The sequence below is a fragment of the Mucilaginibacter aurantiaciroseus genome, assembly GCF_024055595.1.
In the GTDB taxonomy this organism is placed as follows: domain Bacteria; phylum Bacteroidota; class Bacteroidia; order Sphingobacteriales; family Sphingobacteriaceae; genus Mucilaginibacter; species Mucilaginibacter aurantiaciroseus.
The window spans coordinates 675585-697814 of record NZ_JAMXOF010000001.1 but is presented as its reverse complement, the minus strand read 5'-3'; the positions used below and the strand labels follow the sequence as shown (position 1 = coordinate 697814).

Genomic DNA, 22230 nt, shown 5'->3' with positions numbered 1-22230 from the left:
TAAATACCCGTAGAAATTTTTCCTTTGGTATCGCTACCTATTGTCAAATTGTTTTATTTAAGATCACAAATGGCAATGGCTTACATATCGGTATAGTCGGGGTTTTCGCCAGCCATACCCAGATAAAACTATAGCTTGCCGTGCCGCAACCCGAATGAATGCTCTACGGCGGCAAAACTATTGCGTTATAATTATCCATTACCACGTGGCGCGTTTCCTGTCCCTCACCCATGTAATGAAAAACCCATTGTCCATCGGGCAGGTCGAAATAGAAACAGGCTTGCATCCGGCTGTTGTTTATCCGTTAAAAACCGCTTCCCTATCTATTCGGTTTGGTAAGTTATAAAATCTTGAGGATGTACAGCATCTAACACTTTCAATGCAAGAATATTTATACAGCAAAGTAAGCAAATAATATTCGCCTGCAAATGCCTTTAGGCTTTCCCGGTGGAGTTTAGGTTGCCAACCGAAATATCAAAAACATCCTTTAAAGCTTTTTTTGCGGCATAATACCCGCACATGCCATGCACGCCACCACCCGGAGGGGTTGATGATGAACAAATATACATGCCTTTTTCAGATGTTTTGTATGGCGAATAACGCAATGCGGGGCGGGTAAAAAGCTGGCCAAGGTCTATCACGCCGCCATTGATATCGCCGCCTATATAGTTGGGGTTATACTCTTCCATCTGCGTTGTATCCATAGTGTGTTTGGCAAGGATGGTGTCTTTAAAGCCCGGTGCGTAACGTTCAATTTGCCTTTGGATAATCTCTGTCATACTTTTGGTGGAGCCATTGGGTACATGGCAATATGCCCAGGCGGTATGCTTGCCTTTTGGCGCGCGCGTATCATCATACAAGCTTTGCTGGGCTAACAGCACGTATGGTTTATCGGGGTGTTTACCGTTCCATGTTTGCTGCTCGGCATCGCGTATCTCGTTTAAGGTATTACCTAAATGAACGGTACCGGCTCTACGGCATTCTTCGGCCTCGAAAGGGATCTGCTCGCTAAGCGCCCAATCTACTTTATAAACACCCATGCCATAGCGGTAGCGTTCCAACTGCCACTTGTAAATAGATGAGAATTTATGCCCGGCTATTGCCAATAATTGTTTCGGGGTGATGTCGAACAATATCGCATGGGTGGATGGTAACTGATCTAATGACTTAATGTAAGTATCTGTCTGGATAGTCCCGCCTATAGATACAAAATAGCCAGCCAGCGCGTTGGCTATACTGTTAGAGCCACCTTTAGGTATAGGCCAGCCTTGCAGGTGCCCCGCAGCCATCAATACCAATGCAATTGCCGATGTGGCCAGGTTGGTGATGGGTTGAATAGCATGCGCCGCCATACCGGCAATTAGGGCCTTTGCTTGTTTGGTTTTGAATTGATTTGCCAGCATGGTAGCCGATTTTATGGCATCCAGCCCAAAGCTTGCCAACGCCAGTGGGTGTTTAGGAAAATGCAGCGGGCCTAATATATCGGCATCTATCAAAGGCCAGTTTTTAGTGACTGATCCCATTAATTTGCGGTAAGTCTGCTCGTCCTCTCCTAAATGCTGCGCGGTCAAGTCAATACTCCGGCATAGTATGGCGGGTTTTGCGTGTTCTAACGGGTGGGCAGCATCAATTTCGGGATAGATATAATTCAAACCAAAATCGGCCAGCGGCAAGGTTTTCAAAAATGGCGACGCAGCTGCCAGCGGATGAATGGCCGAGCAGATATCATGCTTAAAACCGGGCAGGGTAAGTTCGGCCGTGCGTAAACCACCCCCTATCTCGCTTTTAGCTTCGAGCAGTAGAACTTTGAGGCCTTTTTGCTGCATGAGTATAGCAGCAGCCAACCCGTTAGGGCCCGAGCCTACTATAATTGCATCAAAGTCTCGTTTTTCAAGCACCATCGTTCAAATTAAAAGTCCGAGTAATCTGTAGGGTATAAAAATGTGATCTCCGCTTTGGAAACACTATTTTGGAACTCCTTACGTGTCGAAAGATCCTTCCATTGCGCATCCTTTACAAATGCATCCCAATGTTTATCCCTGTCCGCTTTATCGTTAAAAGTGGTGAGGTACATCAGGTTAGGCATTTTACTACCTGCAATAACGTTGCCATAAAATACTGAATTGAAGTTAAGGCGGTCAAACAGATCCGTTTCGCCGCTATTGAACATGCGTACTTTATTAAAGTTTAAGGCTTCTGTCGGGCTCTCATAACTGCGTAGTTCATATACGCGTTTAGCGCGTTCGCCGGTTAATTTTATAGCCGAAGGATGCGGACGGGTCACAAAGGCTGTCAGGATAATGGTTTCTATCCGGCTGTAAGGCGCCTTGTTATAAGCGGCGTTTGTATAATCCTGGGTGTTGGTTGCAAAAGCATTTGGTTCTTCGGCGGATGCATTGAACTTTTCAAGGGCCTTCCAATTTTTAAAGGGGATAAAAACATAGATCTTCCTGTCGGCAGTATCGGTTTCTACCGGCTTTAGTACGCCAACATTGGTAAATCCTTTTTTGTGCAGCATGGGGAGGTATGCGTTTTTCAGATAGCTATCCAATATACCCTCCTGCACCGGGGTTTTAAAATGGTAAACTTTTATCTCGTAATAATTACCGGTACCGGCAGATTGTGCTTTTAATATCATTGACGATACTACCAAAAGCAACGTCAATCCCGCACAGCGGAAAAGGGATTTATAAAACAGCATAATGGGTTAATTTTAGACTGCTAATTTATTCAAAAATAACGCATTTGCATCTTTTACCATGCTGCTTATTTGAACATATTATTAGTGCGTTTTAAACAAAAAGCCCACCATTTTCGTGGTGGGCTAATCTTATATTTTTATGAGGTTAGACTATAATTCCCTAACCCAAATATTACGGAAACTAAGCGGTTCGCTTTTGTCGCCATGCGCCTGTAATTTAATTGGCGACGGGCCATGTGCTTTCCTGTAAGCAGGTGTACCGATGTATTGCGTTGGGCCTAACAACTCAATGTTGTTTTCTACCAACACACCGTTAAATAATACGGTTACACGTGCCGGGGTTTTAATTTTATCACCATCAAATGTCGGTGCAGTCCAAATTACATCATAAGTGTTCCATACGCCCGGTGGCTTGGTTGGGTTTGCCAGGGGTATAAATTGCTTGTAGATGCTACCCGCCATACCATTAACGTATGTTTTGTTGTTGTACGAATCTAAAACCTGCAGTTCGTAACCGTCATCACCTTTACCAATAGAGGCTAAGAAAACGCCGCTGTTACCGCGTGCCTGGCCTGTACCGCTGATGTTTGCAGGTACTTTCCACTCAATATGTAACTGGTAACTGCCAAATGATTTTTTGGTTTCGATGTTACCAGATTGTTTGTTAACGGTTAAAACATCGCCTTTAACATCCCATTTTGCTTCGCCGCCACTGGCAACGTCTTTCCATTCGCTAAGGCCGGTTTTGCCGTCAAATAAAACGGTTGCGTCAGATGGTGCATCTGTGGTTACTTTACCTGCCGTTACAACTTTAGGAACAGGCTCCCATTTTTCGGTATCTTCCGGTTTGCTTTGCGCATTTGCCAAATAGGCTGTGCCTGTTAACAATGCAGTTAAAATTACTTTATACTTCATAGTTTTTGGATTTGATGGTTGGCTTATAAGTAAAGCTTGTTTTTTAAGTAAGCGCTACTTTGCGCGATGCTTTTGTAAGGATCGATATTGGTAAAGTTTTCCTGTTCTACCAGGTAATGTTTAATACCCGCCAGTTTTGCTTTAGCCAAAATGGTTTTAAAATCAATACTGCCCGATCCTATCTCTGTGTTCAATTCAGGGTTGGTTTTGTCCATATCCTTTATGTGTACCATGGCGAAACGGCCCGGATGTTTTTTAAAGATGGAAACCGGATCATGCCCTGCACGCACTACCCAATAAATATCCATTTCCATGGCTACTAATTTAGGGTCGGTTTTGGCAAGGATGGTATCGTAAAAGGTTGTGCCTTCTACTTTCTCCCACTCAAAATTATGGTTGTGGTAACCTAATTTCAATCCTTCTTTTTTACAAACCTCGGCAGCTTTATTCATCTTGTCGGCTATCGAATTAAAATCGGCAGCAGTTTTGATGAAATCGTGGTTTAATGATGGGATAACGATATAAGTTTGGCCGGTTGCATGGGCTGCTTCGATGTAGCTGTAAAACTCATCTGTTTTGCCGGTGCCAAAAAATTCGTTCATACCGTAGTGGCCGCTTGGTGTTTTTAAGCCGTTCGCTTTTAACACCGCGCTAAATTCTTTCGCGCTTAAGCCCCAAAAACCGTTTTGTTTTGAGTAGCCAAAAGTTTCTACCTCTTTGTAACCTGCTTTTGCGATTTTTGCTAATACGCCTTTAGGATCTTTTGGTAACTGATCGCGTAAGCTGTATAGTTGGATCCCTACGCCATTTACGCTTTTTGCCGATAGTAACGATGGTGCAAGCACCATACCTGCCGACGCTAAGCCCGCCTGCGCTAAAAATGTTCTTCTGCTTGTCATTATATTTAATTGGTTGATGTAAGTATTGTAGCCCCTCTAAATCTCCCCCGTTAGGGGAGACTTTAAAAAGTTATTTTTAAATTAAACATCGCAAATATGTACCGCCTTGCGTAAGGATGCCAGCTTGTCTTTTTGCTTAGGAATAAACTCCTGGGCAACAAAGCCTTTATGCCCTACTTCTAATACCGCGCGCATAATGGCAGGGTAAAAAAGTTCCTGGGTTTCGTCAATCTCGTTACGGCCCGGTACGCCACCTGTGTGGTAATGCGCAATGTATTGGTGATGATCGCGGATGTTACGGATAACGTCGCCTTCATCAATCTGCATGTGGTAGATATCGTAAAGCAATTTAAAGTTCTCCGATCCTAAACGTTTGCAAAGTTCAGCGCCCCATGCGGTATGGTCACACTGGTAATCTTTATGGTCAATTTTGCTGTTCAATAGCTCCATTACCAAAACAACGTTGTGCTGCTCGGCCAGTTTCACCATTGGTTTAAGCCCTTCCACGCAGTTCTTCCATCCTTCTTCATCGGTTTTTCCTCTACGGCTGCCGCTAAAGCAGATGAGGTTTTTATACCCTGCTGCCGCAACCTTTGGGATCATGGCTGCATATTGCTTGTGCAACTGCGCGTGAAACTGTGTATCACCAAAACCATCCGTAAGGTTAATTTCGGCACCATTGCACATGGAAGAGAACAGGCCGTGCTTTTTAAGCGTAGGCCAATCTTCGGGGCCAACCAGGTCTATCCCCTTTATACCAATATCCTTCGCGGCAACGCAAAGTTGCTCTACAGATATATCACCATAGCACCAGCGGCAAACCGCATGGTTAATGTTTCCTTTTAAATTATCAGCCATGGCTTCTTTATGTTCCGACTTGAAAGACGATAGCATACCCGATGCGCCAATGACCGCCGACCCTGCCAGCAAACTCTTTATAGCCGATCTTCTGTTTGTATTAGCCATAGTTATACTTCTACCCTGCCGGTACCCGGTTCTTGAATATCCAATCCCGGTTTAGTTTGGATCTGGTTAGTATCCTTAAATGCCAATAGGAATACTACTAACACTACAGCCGCAATACCCGCAGGTATCAACCATATTGTTTGCCAGTTGTGGGCGGTTGCTGATACTTTAAATTTATCAACTATAGGGCCCGATATGTAAGAGCCGATAAGCATACCCACACCGTATGTAGCTAAGGTAATAAAACCCTGTGCAGCACTTTTGAATTTCTCGCCTGCAAGGTTATCGGTATATATCTGACCGGTTACGAAGAAGAAATCGTAACAGATACCGTGCATTACTATACCTGCGATTAGCATCCAGTAGTTTGCACCCGTATCGCCGTAGGCAAAAAAGATGTAACGGATCACCCACGCCAGCATACCTACTGCCAGCATCTTTTTAACGCCAAGGCGCACAAAGAACAGCGGCATTAACGCCATAAATAAGAACTCGGACACCTGACCCAAAGATTGTACGCCGGCTGCTGCCTTCATACCTACTTCGTTAAGGAACGGGTTTGTAAAGTTATAGTAGAATGCCAGCGGGATACAAATTGCAACCGATGCCAAAAAGAACGTTAGGTATGATTTGTTTTTAAGTAAACCTAAAGAATCGAGGCCTAATATATCGCCAAGGCTTGCTTTTTGGCCTTTTTTTGCAGGCGGTGTAGCAGGTAAAGTAAAGCTTAGTAAACCTAAAATTAAAGATGCACCCGCAGCCATTTTAAAAGTTAATACTAAGGAGTTGCTTTGCTCCCATCCTAACCAGCCAATTACCAAACCGGCTATGATCCAGCCTAATGTACCAAATACGCGTATCGGCGGAAACTCCTTGCTTGGGTTTGCCATTTGTTTAAACGACACCGAGTTTACCAACGCGAGGGTAGGCATGTAAACGATCATGTAAGCAAATATTATTGGGAAAAAGCCTTCGAAATTCGTTTGTGTTGTGATGTAAAACAATAAAGCTGCACCGGTAAGGTGCAAAATTCCCAGTACTTTTTGGGCTGAGAAAAATCTGTCGGCTATTAATCCAATAATAAAAGGCGCTATAATAGCACCCCATGATTGTGTGGCATAGGCATTACCATTTTGCACGCCTGTAGCGGCCAAAGTTTTGCCTAAATACGTCCCCATAGTTACAAACCATGCACCCCAGATAAAAAACTCCAGGAACATCATGGTAGATAACTTAACGCGCGTTGTTACGGTCATAATTGGTTTTGGTTTTGGTTTAAATTAATTGGTTAGGTTGGTTTACTTATTTTACGGTTAAGATGTACTTAACCATTTCTTTTGCATCGGCCAAAGGCAGGTCAGGGTGGCCTGTCATACCAACGGATCCCCAGTTACCGCTACCACCTTTTATTATTTTTCCTGCCAGCATATCAATATCGCTTTCCTTGTATCTTTTGGCGATATCAACCAGCGCAGGGCCAATAACTTTACTTTGCGCGTTGTGGCAGGTGTTACAATCGCTGTTTGCCATTAATGCTTCGCCTTTGTTGGCCGGCGTACCGCTGTTGTTATCGGTACCAATTTTATTTGCTGCTGTACTGTTAGCCGCGTTGCTTTGTTGTGCTACAGCGTTGTTGTTGCTTGATGCTGCACTGTCCGTTTTATCACCTTGCGTTGCGTTGCCACCACAGGCTGCCAATGCCAGGCTTATACCTAATATTACGAATACCTTTTTCATTTTGCGTTGTGTTTATTTTAGAGCGTTTTTATTACGTTTTATTTATAATCCAATTAGTGATCTGTTAAATGCGTCATCGCTGCCCGATGCCGCGAAATCATCAAAGGCACGATCTGTTATCCTGATGATATGGTTTTTGATGAACTGCGCGCCTTCGCGGGCGCCATCTTCCGAGTTTTTTAAGGCACACTCCCACTCCAGCACTGCCCAGCCTTTGTAATCGTACTGGGTTAGCTTGCTAAAGATACCTTTAAAATCAACCTGCCCATCTCCTAACGAGCGGAAACGGCCTGCGCGGTCGATCCAGTCGGCATAGCCACCGTAAACACCTTGCCTGCCCGTAGGGTTAAACTCGGCATCCTTTACGTGGAACATTTTGATGCGTTCGTGGTAAATGTCGATGTATTCCAGGTAATCCATCGCCTGCAATACAAAGTGCGATGGATCATATAACAAATTAGCACGCTTATGGTTGTTTACTTTGCTCAAAAATCTTTCGTAGCTCACACCGTCATGCAGGTCTTCGCCCGGGTGGATCTCGTAGCAAAGGTCAATCCCGTTCTCGTCAAATACGTTCAGGATCGGTTCCCAGCGTTTGGCAAGCTCGTCAAAAGCAGCATCAACCAAACCTGCGGGGCGCTGCGGCCATGGATAAACCATGCCCCAGATAAGCGCACCACTAAAGGTAACGTGCGCATCCAAGCCCAGGTTTTTTGATGCTTTGGCTGCTGCATGTAACTGCGATACCGCCCATTTTTGCCTTTCGGCAGGGTTGCCTTTAACCTGTGCGGGTGCAAAGGCGTCGAACAGGCTATCGTAAGCAGGGTTAACCGCTACTAATTGGCCTTGTAAATGTGTAGACAGCTCAGTAATTTCTAAACCGGCTTCGTTCACAATACCTTTTATCTCGTCGGCGTAGGTTTTGCTATCGGCCGCTTTTTGCAGGTCGATAAAGCGCAGATCATTGGTTGGCAGCTGCACACCTTTGTAACCTAAACCGGCTGCCCACTGGCAAATCGACTTCAGATCGTTAAACGGTGCTTCGTCACCAATAAACTGGGCTAAAAATATGGCCGGTCCTTTAATGGTAGTCATGTGTTAGATAGTATATTTTGTCCACTTCTCGTTGCTCTCGTTTGATGCAACAACATTGTTTATAAATGCCATGCCCCTGATACCATCGTCGATAGACGGGAAATCGAGCCATTCGGCATTTGGTTCCACTCCTTCTATTTTAGCACTAAGCGCTAAAGCGAAATTGCGGTATAAGTTACCGAAAGCTTCTAAATAACCTTCAGGGTGGCCTCCCGGTGTGCGGCAGTTTGATGTAGCGTAGGTTGATAATCTGTCGGCATAGTTGCTACCTGCGCGTAAAGTTTCGGCAGGTTTGTCTATCCATTTCACGGTTAGGGTATTTGGCTCCATCTGGGCCCATTCTAAACTACCTTCTTCACCGTACACACGGATCTTAAGGGCGTTCTCCTCACCTGCTGCAACTTGCGATGCGATCAGTGTACCTGTAGCGCCTTCTTCAAAGCGTAAAAGTACCGCGCCGTCATCATCAAGCATACGGCCATCAACCACAATATTTAAGGAAGCATTAAGCTCCGTAATCTTCAAACCTGAAATATATTCGGCAAGGTGGGCTGCGTGTGTACCAATATCGCCCATACATCCACTTTTACCCGATTTTTTAGGATCTGTACGCCATGCTGCGCCGGCATTTCCCTCACGTTCAGACAAGCGGCTTAACCAGCCCTGCATATACTCAACATAAATCTTTCTAACTTTACCAAGCTTACCGCTTTTAACAAGCTGCCTGGCCTCTTTTACCATTGGGTAACCAGCGTAAGTGTGAGTAAGTAACAACATCAGGCCGGTTTCTTCAACCTTAGCTTTTAGCTGCTGGGCTTCTTCTAATGTAAAAGTTACGGGTTTTTCTACCACCACGTTAAAGCCATTCTCTAAAGCCTGCATTGCCGGGGCAAAGTGGGCAAAGTTTGGTGTAACAATGGTTACAAAGTCCATACGTTCATCCGCCGGCTTTTGAGCCTCAGCTTTAAACATATCATCATAGGTGTCGTAAATTCTGTCGGGAGCTAAAAAAAGCAGTTTGCCGCTTTCCTGTGCTACATCGGCATGCATGCTTAGTGCACCGCATACTAAATCAATTTGGCCGTCCATGTTGGCTGCAATACGGTGGATGGCCCCGATAAAGGCATCCTTTCCGCCCCCGATCATGCCCATGCGCAATTTTCTGTTACTCATATTATGGTAGATAAACTTTTAAGCCCTGCCCCGCAAGTTAGCAGGGAGGATTTAAAAGTATAAAATTTAGAATTAAAAACAAAAGCCCTTCCGCAGGAACGGAAAGGCTTATTTTATAATGTCCTATGAAAGTGCCCAGGCCCTGTCCCCTTTTTTGTAGGGATAGTTTCCATCATATTTTCCCGGTACCGCTACGTAGCGTAATGCTTTTGTAGCGCCTTCTTCTGATGTGAAGAAACCCAGCAGGGTTAATTGTTTAATCATGGTGAAGTAGTGGTTAGGATCTTCAGGTTTTTTAGTTTTTGAGTATTCCTTTGCTTCTTTGTCAAGGTCGGTCAAAATCTCGGTACGTTGCTTGGCGTCTGCTTCCATAAAGCTCTTTTTAAACTTTTTGTCGGTTGCTTCGTTTAGCTGAGATAAACCTTTATTGAAGATCTTCTGGTCAGCTGCCGTGTAGCAATCACGTACCATAATGGCCATAAAACCACCAACGTTTGCCGCTTTAGCACCCGGGGTTTTGGTTTCTGGTAAAATAGTTTCGCCAACCTCATTTAAATATGCGGTGGTTTCTTTTGAAAAAAGGTCATCTGTGTTAACCTTGCTTCCGGATTTACAGCCTGATATGAAGAACTCGGCACCTATTACCGTTCCTCCAAGTATCAAACCAACTCTGCTTATCGCGTCTCTTCTATTCATTTTTTATAGAATTATGAGTTAATATTTTAATTGTTTTTTATTACTAAGCCTTCAGCTCAAAACCCGCAGGGTATTGGCGTTTAACGTACTGGTTAACAGCATCAAAGTTGGTAACCTTCATGGCATTGTTATCCCATGTGTATTTAAATTCACCGCCTTTAAGATCATGGCCACGTACCGCTAAATTAGCCATCAGTAACGCCTCGGTAAGCGGGCCGGCAACTTCAAACGGAGAGCTTACTTCCATTTTACCGTAACCTGCTAAACATGCCTCTACCCACTGCGCGTAGTGGCCGTTAGCGCCACCCGGTACACGTTTGTATTTTTGAGGTGCCTTCGCATCTTTGGTACGCTCTTTTGGCAACAAAGTAGCCGCATCAGAATAAGTACTGGCGTACATTTTACCTTTTGAACCAATAAATAACGTACCGTTACCTTCTTCGCCACCCCATTTTTCGTTAGGGCCAAGCTCTTCAGGTCTTTCCGGTTGGATACCACCATCCATCCAGTGAAGGGTAACATCACCTTTTGTTTTGGCTGTTTTTGGGAATGTTAACGTGATATGGCTTGATGGAGGGCAGCTCTCAGGGAACGATCCTTTCCTAAACGAATCAACATAAACACTACCAACACTTGCCTGTACATCTTTAACATACTGAAGGCCTAACACACGGAAAGGGGCTTCAACCAGGTGGCAACCCATATCGCCAAGGGCGCCGGTTCCATAATCCCACCAGCCACGCCAGTTAAAGGGAACAAGTTTTTCAACGTAATCCTTTTTAGGTGCTGTACCTAACCACAGGTCCCAATCCAGTTCTTTTGGTATATTTTGGCTTGGATCGGGCCATTTGATGCCTTGCGGCCATACCGGGCGGTTAGTCCAGCAGTAAATAGTATCCACATCGCCAATAAGGCCTGCATCGTACCATTCGGCCATTAAACGGGTACCATCATTTGATGCACCCTGGTTACCCATTTGGGTAACCACCTTAAATTTCTTGGCAGCATCCGTTAATAAACGGGCTTCCCAAATATCATGCGTTAGGGGTTTTTGCACGTAAACGTGTTTGCCCTGCGCCATAGCATTGTAAGCTATAATAGCGTGGTTATGATCTGGAGTTGATACAGACACGGCATCAAAATGCTTGTGCTCTTTATCGTACATCTCGCGCCAGTCCTTATAGTACTTAGCTTTGGGGAATGCCGCTCTTGATTTTGCTGCGCTACGGTCGTCAACGTCGCACAGGAAAGCAATATTAGCTTTTCCGCTTTTAGCAAAGTTCGCAATATCACTTTCGCCCTTACCGCCGGCACCTACACCTGCAACATTAAGCATATCGCTTGGTGCGGTGTAACCGGTTCCGCCTAATACAAAACGTGGCACAATCATAAAGCCCGCGGCGGCTAATGCACCCGATTTTATAAAGTTCCTTCTCGAGGGGTTTGATTCCTCGTTCGTTATGGTTTCTTTCTCTTCAGTCATTGTAAGTCGAATTTCAATACTGTTAAATATTACCTTTCTTAAGTTCTTTTACCGCGAAGTCTACCGCACGGGCTGTAAGCGCCATGTAAGTAAGCGACGGGTTTTGGCAGGCTGACGATGCCATTGCCGCACCATCTGTAACAAATACGTTTTTGGCATCCCAAACCTGATTGTTGCCATTCAATACAGATGATTTTGGATCGCGGCCCATACGTGCCGTACCCATTTCGTGGATACCACGGCCTAATACAGGGTCAGTTGTGTAAGATTTTACATCTTTAACGCCTGCATTTTCCAGCATTTCTTTTGCATCGTTCATCATATCGATACGCATCTTACGCTCGTTATCTTTACACTCTACATCAAAAGCCAGGATAGGCAAGCCCCATTTATCTTTGTTGGTTTTGTCGAGTGTGATCTTGTTTTCGTGATACGGCAATGTTTCACCAAAACCGCCCATACCAAATCCCCAGCTTCCCGGTTCAGTTAAAGCATCTTTAAAATCGCCACCGATGTTTAATTCGGCAATATCACGGCTCCAACCGCTGCGGCTACCGCCACCCTGGTAACCAAATCCACGAATGTAATCGCGTTTTTCGCCATTTAAGTTACGGTAACGTGGTATGTATATACCATTAGCCCTGCGGCCAAAAGTGTATTTATCTTCAAAGCCTTCTACACGGCCACCAGCACCAACACCTAAGTGGTGGTCCATCACGTTATGACCAAGCTGGCCGCTGCTGCTGCCTAAGCCGCCTTCCCATACGTCGGTAGCAGAGTTCATTAACACCCAGGCGCTGTTTAGTGCCGATGCGTTAACGAAAACTATCTTTGCGAAAAATTCATATGTTTTGTTGGTTTCAGCATCCAATACTTCAACGCCTTTAGCTTTCTTGGTGTTTTTATCGTAAAGGATCTTGGTTACGATAGACCATGGGCGAAGGGTTAAGTTACCAGTTGCCACAGCAGCCGGTAAAGTAGCAGATTGTGTACTGAAATACGCACCAAACGGACAGCCTAACCAACACTTGTTACGGTACTGGCAATTTGTACGGTTGTTATGCGGCACGGTGATGTTGGCTGTACGGCCAATTACAAAGTGACGGGTATCTTTATAAAACTCTTTATAACGTTTCTGAACATCTTTTTCAACAATGTTCATTTCCATCGGCGGCATAAAATCGCCATCCGGAAGAATTGGAACGCCATCTTTGTTACCGGAGATACCTGCAAAGCGCTCTGCATAACCATACCAGTCGTGCAGGTCTTTATAACGGATAGGCCAGTCTGTACCTATGCCGTCTTTAGCGTTAGCTTCAAAATCGGTATCGTGCCAGCGGTAAGATTGACGGCCCCACATTAATGAACGGCCACCTACCTGGTAACCCCTAAACCAGTCGAAACGCTTAATTTCTGTGTACGGACTTTCTTTTTCGTTGGTCCAAAAATCCAGATTGGTCTCATTTAGTGGATAATCGCGTTTTAATACCGGGTAATCATCAATCATTTGTTGCGTACGGCCGCCCCTGTGTTCAAATTCCCACGGGCCTTTGTTTGCGTTTACGTAATCTTTGATGTGCTCGATATTTTTACCGCGCTCCAACATGATGGTTTTTAAGCCCTTCTCGGTCAGTTCTTTAGCAGCCCAGCCGCCTGAAATTCCTGAACCAATGACAATAGCGTCATAAGTGTTTGTAGACATAAAAGTATAGCGTTTAATAAAATGTTTTAGTAATTGGTTGTTCCGTCTAATGTATGAATAAAAATTATTTTACAAACTTTTTTCATTGTGTTTTTTATACACAATAAACCTCTCCCCAACCTTTCTTCGGTAGAGAGGGGCTTTATCGTGTTCCTTTCGGGTGAGGATTTAGGTGGGGCTTATATATTCCCCTTTTTCATTTCGCCTATTGCATGGTCTACCGCGCGGGCAGTAAAGGCCATGTAGGTAAGCGATGGATTTTGGCAGCCTGTTGATGTCATGCTCGCGCCATCTGTAACGTAAACGTTTGAACAAGCGTGCAGGCGATGCCATTTATCAAGCATTGATGTTTTTGGGTCTTTACCCATCCGTACGCCACCCATTTCGTGAATATCTAGCCCCGGTGCCCGGTGGTCGGTTGATGCCTGGATATTTTTGAAACCGGCCGAGGTAAACATTTCTGTCATCTGCTCCACGTAATCCTTTTTCATTTTCTCGTCGTTGTCATCATAATCAACCGAAATTCTCAATTGAGGTACTCCGAAAGGATCTTTCAGCGATTTATCTAACGCTACGAAGTTCGTTTCCTTAGGGATGGTTTCGCCCATCATGTGCGAGCCTACGTGCCAGCCGCTCAGGTCTTTTTTAACGAGGTTCTTTTTTAGATCTTCGCCAATGCCGTCGCTGCTGTGCTGCTCCCAGCGATAAGCGCTAAAGCCTGCCGCGTAACCGCGTAAAAAGTTAGTTTCCTGCTTATAAACATTTCTGAAACGAGGCATATAACCACCACCAGCCGGGTTACGGCCATCAGTGGTCCATTCCTTAGCCCCGTCATACTCGGCATTTATATGTGCCGAATAATTATGGAATGCTACGTATTTACCCAACGTACCGCTATCGTTACCCAAACCATTAGGGAAACGGTGCGATGTTGAATTAAGCAGTATGAGGTTACTATTTAAAGCCGCCGCATTTACAAAAATAACGTTGGCATAATATTCTATCGCTTCTTTGGTGTTGGCATCAATAACCCTTACGCCCGTAGCCTTGCCCTTTTTCTCATCGTAGATGATAGACTCCACAACCGAATGCGGCCTCAACGTGCAATGCCCCGAGCGTAACGCCCATGGAATAGTAGATGAGTTAGCACTAAAGTACCCGCCAAACGGGCAGCCGCGCTGGCAAAGGATACGCTCCTGGCATTGCCCCCTGCCCTGGTCCAGGTGGATCTGGTTTGGTTTTGATAAGTGTGCGCAACGGGCGCTTATTACGTGCCTGTTCTTATAATTTTTTTTAATGTGGTTACTAAAGAATGTCTCCACCGCGTTTAACGGGAATGCAGGTAAAAACTCACCATCGGGCAGTTCTGCCAGGCCATCTCGGTTACCCGAGATACCAGCGAATTTTTCTACATAACTGTACCATGGTGCAATATCCGCGTAGCGGATAGGCCAGTCTACCGCGAAACCATCACGTGCGGGGCCTTCAAAATCAAACTCGCTCCAACGTTGGGTTTGGCGTGCCCATAACAAGGATTTACCACCGGTTTGGTACCCGCGGATCCAGTCGAAAGGTTTTTCCTGCACATAAGGGTGCTCGGCATCCTTTACAAAAAAGTGGGCCGCATCCTCGCCAAAGGCATAGCAACGGTTCACTATGGGGTTTGCTTTCTGCACATCATCGGGCAAAACGCCATGATGCGGAAACTCCCATGGATATAAGTTTGTTGTTGGGTAATCTTTTAAATGCTTTACATCGCGGCCACGCTCCAAAACCAGGGTTTTAAGGCCTTTATCGGTAAATTCTTTCGCGGCCCAGCCACCACTCATGCCCGAGCCTATAACAATGGCATCAAACGTACGGTCCTTAATACTATCTATATTTAAATTTGCCATTATACTGCTGCAAGCTTTTTAACAGGGAAGTACGCGTTGTACCTGCCCGGAACCAATTCATAAACTATTTGCTTCGTCATAAAATATTTAGACGTAGTGTAACCAAACACGGTTTGGTCTTTTACCATTTTGTAAAAAGCGGTAAGCTTTGTAACATCCTTGTATTTTTCGTTTTTAGCGTTAATATCAACAGTATTTACAAAAGCTGTGCGTTCTGCAACGGTGGCTTCGTTAAACGATTTACCGAGTTGTTTTTTGGCGGCATCCGCAAAATCGCAAAGGCCTTTTATAAAATCGGCCTGGTGCTCTTTGTCGTAGCAATCATCTATCATTTTAAAAACAAACAGGTTGATGCCTAACTCGGCAGCACCCGGGGTATCTGTTTTTGGCAGGATGGTTTCGGCAAGGTTGTTAACCACTTTTTCCTGATCGGCATCTACCTTAAGCTTTTTTAGCTGTACAACAGGTTTACCCTTATCTGTTAGGCACGACGGCAAAATTGCCGCGCTGCCTAAAATAAGGGCCATGTTCCTGATGGCGATGCGCCGGTTCATATTTAAATTCAATGGGGAGGGATTAAATGTTATAAATACGGTTACGAGAGTGTAAGATAGTTTTTAACTCCTAATATCCCCACTTTTTCATGGTTTGTAAGTCAATTTTTACACAATCCATCGGGTCAAGGCCCTGGTATGATTCCTGTTCGATGATCAGATACACCGTACCGCCTACCTTTTTAGCTGTTTTCAGCACTTCTTTAACAGGTAAAACACCTTTACCAAGGATGGTACTTTCGTAACCGGTACCTTCATTTTTATCGGCGCTTTTTATCTCGTCCTTCACGTGCATGGAGATAAACCTTCCCGGGTATTTCTCAATAATACCCATGGCGTTGTTCTCGCGGCCGTACATGTTACCAATATCCAGTTGCTGCGATACTTTTTCAGGATCGGTGTTTTGCATAATGTAGTCGAACAGGCGGATATCGCCTACCATAGTGGTAAATTCAAAATCGTGGTTGTGGTAACCAAACTTCATGTTATACTTTTGGCAAAGCTCGCCACTTTTGTTAAACTGATCCATCGTGCTTTTAAGCAGGTCTGTGTCGTGCCTAACCTTATCGTCCATCCACGGGCTGATCACAAATTTTTGGCCCATGGTGGCTGCGTCTTCAACGGTAAGTTTCCAAACGTCGGTAAAATCGTTGGTGGTAGCGTCCCAATGCGCAGATGTCATCACGGTGTGGCCGCTCGGCATTTGCAAACCCAGGTCGTCCAGTCGTTTTTTAAATTCTTTTGCCGTCCAGCCGTAAAACTTGCGGTTTACATAATTGGCATGCTCTACATGCTGGTAACCCATATCGGCCAATTTTTTAAGCGTGGCGGCAGGGTCTATCATCATGGCATCGCGTACCGAGTAAAGCTGTAAGCCTACCCTTTGGATCTGGGCCGGCGCTGCAAATATACTTTTAGGCATTATAGCTGCCGCTGTGGCTGCAATGGCACCGGTTTTTAAAAAACTTCTGCGTGATGGATTCATTTTATTTGAGATTTAATTGAATTTAGTTTTTACTTATAGGAAACGTTGGGAAAAGCAAACTAGTATTACTTACAAACGCAATATGCTTACTATCTGGCGACCATGACGGCGTATTGATGGTACCCTGCCCGCCATAAAGGTAGGCTACCACTTTTTGTTCGCCACCGCCTATTGGCATTACACGTATGTAAACATGTTTATAAAAAGGATGCGCCCCCGGCTCCACTTCGTTTTTCAGGAAGGTGATAAATACGATGGACTTGCCATCGGGCGATACATGCGGGAACCAGTTATTATTATCGTCGTTGGTGATCTGGGTTTGATTAGTGCCATCGGCATCCATGCGCCAAACCTGCATCAGGCCGCTGCGTACCGAATTGAAGTAGATGTGTTTACCATCCGGTGTATATTCCGGCCCGTCATCAAGGCCTTTGGCTGTGGTAAACCTTTCTTCGGCGCCACCGGCAACCGGTATGCGGTAAACATCATATTCGCCACCGCGCTCACCACAAAATACCAGGTATTTACCATCCGGCGACCAACCATGCATATAAGACGCGCCTTTACCAAAAGTAACTTTGCGTGCTTCGCCACCTTTAATAGGCACCACGTAGCCTGTTGACGGGCCACCATCGCCACTGCTAATGGTGAGCCATTTGCCATCGAAAGATATTACGTGATCATTATTGTTATTTTTTGCTTTGCCTGTGTTGATGGCTTTGGGAGTATTGGTAGCCAGGTTGAAATTGTACAGTGTGCCCTCGCTGTTGTAGATAAGCGATTTACTATCAGTTGTCCAGTTTGGTGCCTGTAATGATTTTGGAGATTGATATACAATGCGGCTGTTATGGGTTTCCATATCCAGCAGTTCAATACTGCTGCCAATGTATTCCTTATCGCGCACCAAGGTTGGCGGTGCAGGCACTACAATGCGAACGTTATTGAAAACAGCCTTCTCTGTAACATCAGCATTGTGCGAACATACAAATACACCTACGTATACATCCTCGCCCAGGTTAAGGTCTATTTTTTGCGGCGGGCCAAATAATTCGCCTTTGCGCGCTACCGACATGGTAAAACTATTACCAACCCTTTCTAATTGTAATACGCCGGCACTAATAATCTCACTCTTTTGTTCTCGGGTGCTATCCCCGGCTGTTTTACGGTATTGTAACGAGGTTAGGCCATCACCATGCACAACAGTGTTTATATGGGCCGAATTAGCTGCTAACGTTGTGCGTACCATTAAACCAAACTTACGGTGTGCTTCTTTTCCGTTGCTTGTAAAAGCCGCGTTTGTTCTTAGTAAAAAATCGCCTTTTATTTTTTTCCAAACGAAGTAAAACTCGTCCTTGTCAAGCCAAATATTTGTGCCCGAGCCCGAAACCGTATACTGCTGCGATTTGGCGTCGTAAGCCACCGTACCCGGATGTTTTATCACCCCAATATCTGTACTGCCATCAAATATGCCAACGGGTTTGATTTGCGCATATACATGTGCGGCAAAAAAAGCAGTTACCAGCAAGCCGGTAAAAACGCAAATAGTTTTTTTAAACATCAGATTATTAGGTTATGAATAATTGGTTGCCGAAGTTATATATTCATTTCTAAAAATCACAGCGCTAAATCGCTTTTAAACAAAAAAAGGGGCACTTTCGTACCCCTTTTTTTTAGTTTGATGTTTATTAAATCTCTGTAGCAAATACCTGCTTGCCTGTTGTTGGGCAAAACTCCGGTTCTGCAACAAACTTTACAGGTTCGGCCTTAATATAATCTTTATAGAATTGTTTTTTTGAATCGTGGTAGTGGCTTACTGCACCTATTGTGTGCATAAACTTAATAAAATACCAAGCGCTATCAACCTGGTGCGGCTTAAAGCCCGAACGCGCGCTTTTTGGGTACAAGTGGTGGTTGTTATGCCATTCGCCGGCAACAATACCGGGCCAAAGCTGGTTAACCGACATATCCTTGCGGTTATGGTCTACACCTTCGCGGCGTTTATCTTCGCCTTTACCGTGGCCTTCATAATTAAAGGTACGTACACCTACAGCCCAAAAACCGGCCGCGCCAAATATAGCGCAAGCTAAGCCTATGCCGCCAAGCAGGTAAAATACGGTAAACCAAAATGCCCAGTTGGCAATTACACCCAGTACCATGTGGAACGGGTTTACTATTGAACCCCATTTTTTATATTGGGCATAAGTGTTACAGGTAACCCCGGTGTGTTTCATTAAAGTAATACAACGGTTAAAGCCTTTTTCATCCAGGTTACGGTTAACCGGCTGGTGGTTTGCATCTGCCAAAAAGCAGTACAGGAAACCGCCCTGCGCGTTGTATGGGTCGCCCGGGGTGTCAGACAACGCGTGGTGCACGTGGTGCGATATAGCGTAGATCTCTTCAGGAATAATTTTAAGGGTAAGGTTTTGAGTTACAAAACGCCAAAAGTTATTACGGAATTTGAAAGCGCCGTGTGTGCAATACCTGTGGTACCAAATGGTACCGTGGGTACCCATCACCATCATGCTGTAAATAAAGGCTACAACAAGGCCTTTAATTGAAAAGTACTTAAAAAGGAACAAAAATAAAAACGGCGCAAGGAACAATACCATGCCCCAGCTCATGAAAGAAAGCCAGTTTTTTTTATCCTTAAATATGTTTAGTCGTGTAAAAAGTTCCGAGAAGATCTGTTTCGGCGTAGGCTTAAATAGTTCGCCATTCGCATCCTTCCATCCGTAAGATGGTTCCTGTAGCACATCATGTATAAATGCCATTCGTATCGGTAGTTAGTTTAATTAATATAGGTTAATCATAGGGAATATACGCAATAAAGATAGCCATTGATTTTGAAAACCAGCTAAAAAATTAATAAAATAATAAAATTATCAGTCAAATACGTGCCCCGTTGCAACAATTATACAATCACTGCACAACTCCCTGCAACAATCATATGATGGATAATATAATGCTCAAACTTTACTGATACCTTCATTGTGGTAAAGCTAAATAACGGCATCCATTGTAAAATATTTCCTCCTCACGCTTTTCGGCATATTTTTTACCGGAAGGGCCATTCGCGCAGCAACCGCGTGATATTAATAATACGGTTACCGATACCCTTGGCGATGTAGGGGGCGTAACGATTAAACTACCCCCGGCGGCAAACAGCATCATTGTGGGCAGCGACCTAAGCGGCAAGTTCCATTTCCCGCAGGTATAGGCAAAAAATTTCAAGATCACTGTTTCGGGCCCGGGTTACCAGGTATTTACCCGCCGGTATGTGATGGATAACGATACCAAGCCCATCCAGCTTGCCCCTATTAAATTAACCATCCAAGTAAACAAATTAACCTACGTGGAATAACAGTTTATTAAAAGCCATTTGGCGGCCCTGCGTTTCCAGGTGTTTGTCCTGTTGAACTAAAATACAGGGATTACGCGCTTGGTTAGCGGTAACCAGATCATCGATACGCGCAACAACCGTTTGGGCCGGTACTTTATGTTATCGTTCACCTTGCGCCTACAGCAGTTTGCCGGGAGGCAGGGCCGTGGCGGTGTTAGTGGCCGCAGCGAGCGTGGTGGTGGTGGCCGAAGTGGAAGTGGTGCATAATTTTAGGTTTTTACCTATCTTTATAAAATGACAACCGCTGATAAAGTTTATCCTACTAAAAAAGGATTCATTATTTACATTGTAATTGGCCTGTTGCTTATTATGGAGGTAAGTTACTTTTTTAACGGGCTGTATCTATCGGCAGTGTTGCTAATAGCTTTAACAAGCGTTATCGTTTTTCCGTTGATGAATACCCGCTACACCATTACCGCAGATAACACCCTAAAAGTTAAATGTGGCTTTTTTGTGAACCTCAGCATCCCAATTGAAAGCATCCGCAAAATTACCTCCACCAAAACTATTTTAAGCGCCCCTGCCCTTTCTTTCGACAGGTACGAGGTTTTTTATAACAAGTTTGATTCGGTGGTGATATCGCCCACCAATAAAAAAGAATTTATTGCCGATCTGCAAAACATAAACCCGGCTATTGAGTATATTCATGGCGTTAAATAACCATACCCTACCTGCTAAAATGTTAAAAAATTACCTGCTACTATTTGCTGCTATAACCTTTGTAAATACCTGCATGGCGCAGGATACCGTTGAAGTAAAGCGCAAGATATCTACCGATGTAACCGAAGTTTACAAGGTGTTAGCAAAAGACGTTAACACGCGCCAGGGCTTATTTAAAGCGCTGTACAAAAACAAGATCCCGGTAGCCAGCGGGCTTTATGTAAATGACAAAAGGATGGGCCTTTGGAAGTTTACAGACCGTGATGGAGTGATCATACAAACATATGACTATACCAACAACCGCCTGTTTTATGAAGCGAAGGAAGACACCACATCTCGCCTTAGATATTTTGTTGATAAGGAACTTAAAGAGGGTGATAAAGTTACCAAGCCTATAAAAATGGGCGGTACTTTTTATGGCTACCTCCCTTATCTCACCTTGTTTACGCTCCCAAAGGAATTTAAAGAAATTGACCGTGATGCGGTTGTAGCAACTGTTGAACTGCTGATAAGCCCTGGCGGAAGGCTTGCGGATTATAAGGTAAACCTAATGCAATATGCAACTGTAGAACCTTTTAAAACCATCAACATGAATATTAAACTGCCCGACCCGGCCGACCTTGTGTTTATACCCGCTACCTTAAACGGCGAACCAATTGCCTGCAGGGTGATCATCCGTTGCGTGGTAAACAGCAGGTTACATTTAGATTTTGAATGAGCCCCAAGTCTGGAGGGGAAGCTGAATAGCTAAGTTTGATAACAAGCACGCCGAATGATGAATTTCATTCGGCGTGCTTGTTATGTAATAAATCCTGCTCCTCCGTTAGCTAACGGAGGAAGGAGGGCTCTGATTAATGATCCTGGTGACCATCCGGGCCGTGCGCGTGTCCGTGAGATAACTCTTCGGGCGTTGCAGGGCGAACGTTCAGGATCGCACCTATAAAGTGAAGGTCCTGACCTGCCATCGGGTGGTTAAGGTCAGCAATTATGGTATCCTCGTTTATAGATACCACCTGGCCCTGAAAACGGTTGCCATTATTATCCTGCAAAGGCAAAACCTCGCCAATTTGCGGCAAATCTTGTCCCTGGAACATTTCTTTTGGCAGGTTAGCTACAGCTTCTTCGTCAAATTCGCCGTAAGCCTCTGCAGATTTAATATGAAAATCGTAAGTATCACCTGTAGACAGGGTGCTTAATTCCTCTTCAAATTTTGGGATCATCTGGCCTGCGCCAAACAAAAAAGTAAGTGGCTGCTCTTGTGTCGCGCTTTCTTGTAAGCCTTCTGTTCCGTCTTCTTTTTTAACATACAGGTCGTATGTTAATGATACTACGTGTTCTGGTTGAATTTTCATTGGTAATAGTTTTTGCA

23 protein-coding genes are annotated in these 22230 nt (G+C 44.6%); 3 read left to right on the top strand and 20 right to left on the bottom strand.

The features are described 5' to 3' along the window. Positions 1–163: 163 nt before the first annotated feature. From NAF17_RS18030 to NAF17_RS03170, 19 genes are all read right to left on the bottom strand, one after another. On the bottom strand, positions 164–286 hold the full coding sequence (locus NAF17_RS18030) for a hypothetical protein (protein ID WP_256474409.1): 123 nt from the start codon (positions 284–286) through the stop codon (positions 164–166). Between the two features lie 148 nt (positions 287–434). Further along, positions 435–1901, bottom strand: coding sequence for a phytoene desaturase family protein (locus tag NAF17_RS03255; RefSeq protein WP_252756545.1), 1467 nt, complete (start codon positions 1899–1901; stop codon positions 435–437). An 8-nt stretch (positions 1902–1909) separates the two neighbouring features. Further along, on the bottom strand, positions 1910–2701 hold the full coding sequence (locus tag NAF17_RS03250) for an NIPSNAP family protein (protein WP_252756544.1): 792 nt from the start codon (positions 2699–2701) through the stop codon (positions 1910–1912). A gap of 150 nt (positions 2702–2851) precedes the next feature. Beyond that, positions 2852–3616, bottom strand: a complete 765-nt coding sequence (locus tag NAF17_RS03245) for a 3-keto-disaccharide hydrolase (protein ID WP_252756543.1) — start codon at positions 3614–3616, stop codon at positions 2852–2854. A gap of 23 nt (positions 3617–3639) precedes the next feature. Continuing rightward, a complete protein-coding gene (locus tag NAF17_RS03240) occupies positions 3640–4515 on the bottom strand; it encodes a sugar phosphate isomerase/epimerase family protein (RefSeq protein ID WP_252756542.1) in 876 nt (291 codons plus the stop codon). Positions 4516–4596: 81 nt separating this feature from the next. Continuing rightward, positions 4597–5481 (bottom strand): hydroxypyruvate isomerase family protein, encoded by an 885-nt coding sequence (locus tag NAF17_RS03235; RefSeq protein ID WP_252756541.1) that lies wholly within the window; start codon positions 5479–5481, stop codon positions 4597–4599. Between the two features lie 2 nt (positions 5482–5483). Next, positions 5484–6737, bottom strand: coding sequence for a nucleoside permease (locus NAF17_RS03230; RefSeq protein ID WP_252756540.1), 1254 nt, complete (start codon positions 6735–6737; stop codon positions 5484–5486). A 46-nt stretch (positions 6738–6783) separates the two neighbouring features. Next, positions 6784–7218, bottom strand: coding sequence for a c-type cytochrome (locus NAF17_RS03225; RefSeq protein ID WP_252756539.1), 435 nt, complete (start codon positions 7216–7218; stop codon positions 6784–6786). 42 nt (positions 7219–7260) lie between these two features. Next, positions 7261–8313, bottom strand: a complete 1053-nt coding sequence (locus NAF17_RS03220) for a sugar phosphate isomerase/epimerase family protein (protein ID WP_252756538.1) — start codon at positions 8311–8313, stop codon at positions 7261–7263. A 3-nt stretch (positions 8314–8316) separates the two neighbouring features. Further along, positions 8317–9486 (bottom strand): Gfo/Idh/MocA family protein, encoded by a 1170-nt coding sequence (locus tag NAF17_RS03215; protein ID WP_252756537.1) that lies wholly within the window; start codon positions 9484–9486, stop codon positions 8317–8319. A 123-nt stretch (positions 9487–9609) separates the two neighbouring features. Beyond that, positions 9610–10182 (bottom strand): gluconate 2-dehydrogenase subunit 3 family protein, encoded by a 573-nt coding sequence (locus NAF17_RS03210; protein WP_252756536.1) that lies wholly within the window; start codon positions 10180–10182, stop codon positions 9610–9612. Positions 10183–10225: 43 nt separating this feature from the next. Then, positions 10226–11665, bottom strand: a complete 1440-nt coding sequence (locus tag NAF17_RS03205) for a Gfo/Idh/MocA family protein (protein WP_252756535.1) — start codon at positions 11663–11665, stop codon at positions 10226–10228. A 22-nt stretch (positions 11666–11687) separates the two neighbouring features. After that, complete coding sequence (locus NAF17_RS03200) at positions 11688–13367, bottom strand: GMC oxidoreductase (RefSeq protein WP_252756534.1); 1680 nt, start codon at positions 13365–13367, stop codon at positions 11688–11690. A gap of 179 nt (positions 13368–13546) precedes the next feature. Beyond that, entirely contained in the window at positions 13547–15262 is a 1716-nt protein-coding gene (locus NAF17_RS03195) for a GMC oxidoreductase (protein WP_252756533.1), read from the bottom strand. Next, positions 15262–15816: a gluconate 2-dehydrogenase subunit 3 family protein gene (locus NAF17_RS03190; RefSeq protein WP_252756532.1), complete on the bottom strand. Its 555-nt coding sequence runs from the start codon at positions 15814–15816 to the stop codon at positions 15262–15264. The genes NAF17_RS03195 and NAF17_RS03190 overlap by 1 nt, the downstream gene beginning before the upstream one ends. 70 nt (positions 15817–15886) lie before the next feature. Then, entirely contained in the window at positions 15887–16801 is a 915-nt protein-coding gene (locus NAF17_RS03185) for a sugar phosphate isomerase/epimerase family protein (protein ID WP_252756531.1), read from the bottom strand. Positions 16802–16823: 22 nt separating this feature from the next. Continuing rightward, positions 16824–18359 (bottom strand): TolB family protein, encoded by a 1536-nt coding sequence (locus NAF17_RS03180; protein ID WP_252756530.1) that lies wholly within the window; start codon positions 18357–18359, stop codon positions 16824–16826. Positions 18360–18486: 127 nt separating this feature from the next. After that, positions 18487–19572, bottom strand: a complete 1086-nt coding sequence (locus tag NAF17_RS03175; RefSeq protein ID WP_252756529.1) for a fatty acid desaturase — start codon at positions 19570–19572, stop codon at positions 18487–18489. Between the two features lie 214 nt (positions 19573–19786). Continuing rightward, positions 19787–20032, bottom strand: coding sequence for a hypothetical protein (locus NAF17_RS03170; RefSeq protein ID WP_252756528.1), 246 nt, complete (start codon positions 20030–20032; stop codon positions 19787–19789). Between the two features lie 208 nt (positions 20033–20240). On the opposite strand from NAF17_RS03170, the gene NAF17_RS03165 reads away from it, so the two are divergent. The 3 genes from NAF17_RS03165 to NAF17_RS03155 are packed head-to-tail and all read left to right on the top strand — an operon-like array spanning position 20241 to position 21579. Further along, positions 20241–20408 (top strand): hypothetical protein, encoded by a 168-nt coding sequence (locus NAF17_RS03165; protein ID WP_252756527.1) that lies wholly within the window; start codon positions 20241–20243, stop codon positions 20406–20408. Between the two features lie 27 nt (positions 20409–20435). Next, on the top strand, positions 20436–20861 hold the full coding sequence (locus tag NAF17_RS03160; protein WP_252756526.1) for a PH domain-containing protein: 426 nt from the start codon (positions 20436–20438) through the stop codon (positions 20859–20861). 19 nt (positions 20862–20880) lie between these two features. After that, positions 20881–21579 carry a toxin-antitoxin system YwqK family antitoxin gene (locus NAF17_RS03155; protein WP_252756525.1) on the top strand — a complete coding sequence of 233 codons (699 nt, stop codon included), beginning with the start codon at positions 20881–20883 and terminating at the stop codon, positions 21577–21579. Positions 21580–21712: 133 nt separating this feature from the next. On the opposite strand, the gene NAF17_RS03150 is transcribed toward NAF17_RS03155, so the two are convergent. Next, entirely contained in the window at positions 21713–22213 is a 501-nt protein-coding gene (locus NAF17_RS03150) for an FKBP-type peptidyl-prolyl cis-trans isomerase (RefSeq protein WP_252756524.1), read from the bottom strand. Positions 22214–22230: the final 17 nt, after the last annotated feature.